1 protein-coding gene and 1 pseudogene are annotated in these 1,254 nt (G+C 42.9%); one reads left to right on the top strand and one right to left on the bottom strand.

All coding sequences use genetic code 11. The features are described from left to right. Positions 1 to 379: pseudogene (locus tag DBR11_RS29910) on the bottom strand (hypothetical protein); the annotation flags it as partial. A 92-nt stretch (positions 380 to 471) separates the two neighbouring features. Here DBR11_RS29910 and DBR11_RS15325 point away from each other — a divergent pair. Next, complete coding sequence (locus DBR11_RS15325; protein WP_108553534.1) at positions 472 to 1,251, top strand: AraC family transcriptional regulator; 780 nt, start codon at positions 472 to 474, stop codon at positions 1,249 to 1,251. The last annotated feature ends 3 nt before the right edge of the window (positions 1,252 to 1,254 follow it).

Raw genomic sequence — 1,254 nt, 5'->3', positions numbered from 1 at the left:
CTACAGACTGGTCCAGAAAATAACGCATATCTGCACTCATATTACCGAAATGAACTGCTGAGCCAAAAGCGATGCCGTCATAAGCGGTGAGGTCACTGATGCTGGCATAAGGGATATTGGCGAAGGCCATTTTACTTTCATTTTCCAGGTTTTTTATTCTGGGTACCTGTTTAAGTATGGCTTTTGTGCCTTCCAATTTTTGGATACCGGTGGCTATGGCCTGGGCTAATTTGTAGGTGCCGCCCTGTTCTGTATTGAAGAGTACAAGGATACGGGTATCGGTTTGTTCATTCATGGCGGCTAACGTAGTTGAAGGCAGGCCTGACAGTAATAAAACTCCTGCAAAGAAGCCTTTTTTGATTAAATCTATTAAAATCATATGGGTTTGTTCTTAAATAACAAGACAAAGGTCTGCAATATCAGCTGTGCTTAAATGTCTATCTTTGCCAATTACATATTAAAAAACGACAAATGGATAAAGCGAGATTTTGCCATCTTACAGTAGATGCGGTAGATAAGGAGGCTTATGTTTGGCATGAAGCAAACTGGAAATTTTCTGAGGAGTGGCACACCCATCATATGGGGCAACTCATCTATGTAGAGAAGGGAGTTCAGTATTTACATACGGAAAACCGGACCTATCTTTTGCCTACTCACCACTGCGCCTGGATCCCTCCGGGAGTGGCGCACCGGAGTTCTTCACCAGCCAATCAGGTGTACCTTCGATGTCTTTTTTTTACGGTAAATGAGGAGCTTGATTTTTTTAAAGAACTGACTATTTTTCATACCCCAAAAGTGTTGAGGGAAATGATTTTTTTTACAGAGCAATGGTCAAGGCTGGAAGAAAAAGATCCGGTCGAATTTGACTTTTTGAAGGGGCTTAAAAGCATCCTTCCGCTGAGCTTTAAGCAGGCCATTCCACTGGCGCTTCCGGTACCCCGGAACCCCCGTATTGCAGACGTGGTGAGTTACCTTTCGGACCCACTTTCAGCACAGCTTAAATCCGCTGAGATTGCCGCTCAGTTTAACCTTTCTGTTCGTACGATGGAACGTCTGTTTAAGAAGGATACCGGGATCACTTTTGCAGGATATGTTAAGCTGATGAAAATCATTAAGGCAGTAGAACTTTTGTCCTTAGATGGAGAAAGTGTGAAGAGTGTAGCCTATAGGGTAGGGTACGAAAGCGTTTCTACTTTTAGTAATACTTTTTACGCTTTGCTCGGTGTGAGACCACTAGATATGCTTGCTTAAAAT

The sequence above is a fragment of the Pedobacter sp. HMWF019 genome (assembly GCF_003061025.1).
Lineage (GTDB): Bacteria > Bacteroidota > Bacteroidia > Sphingobacteriales > Sphingobacteriaceae > Pedobacter.
The sequence above is the reverse complement of the archived record's forward strand: the minus strand, read 5'-3'. Positions and strand labels throughout refer to the sequence as shown.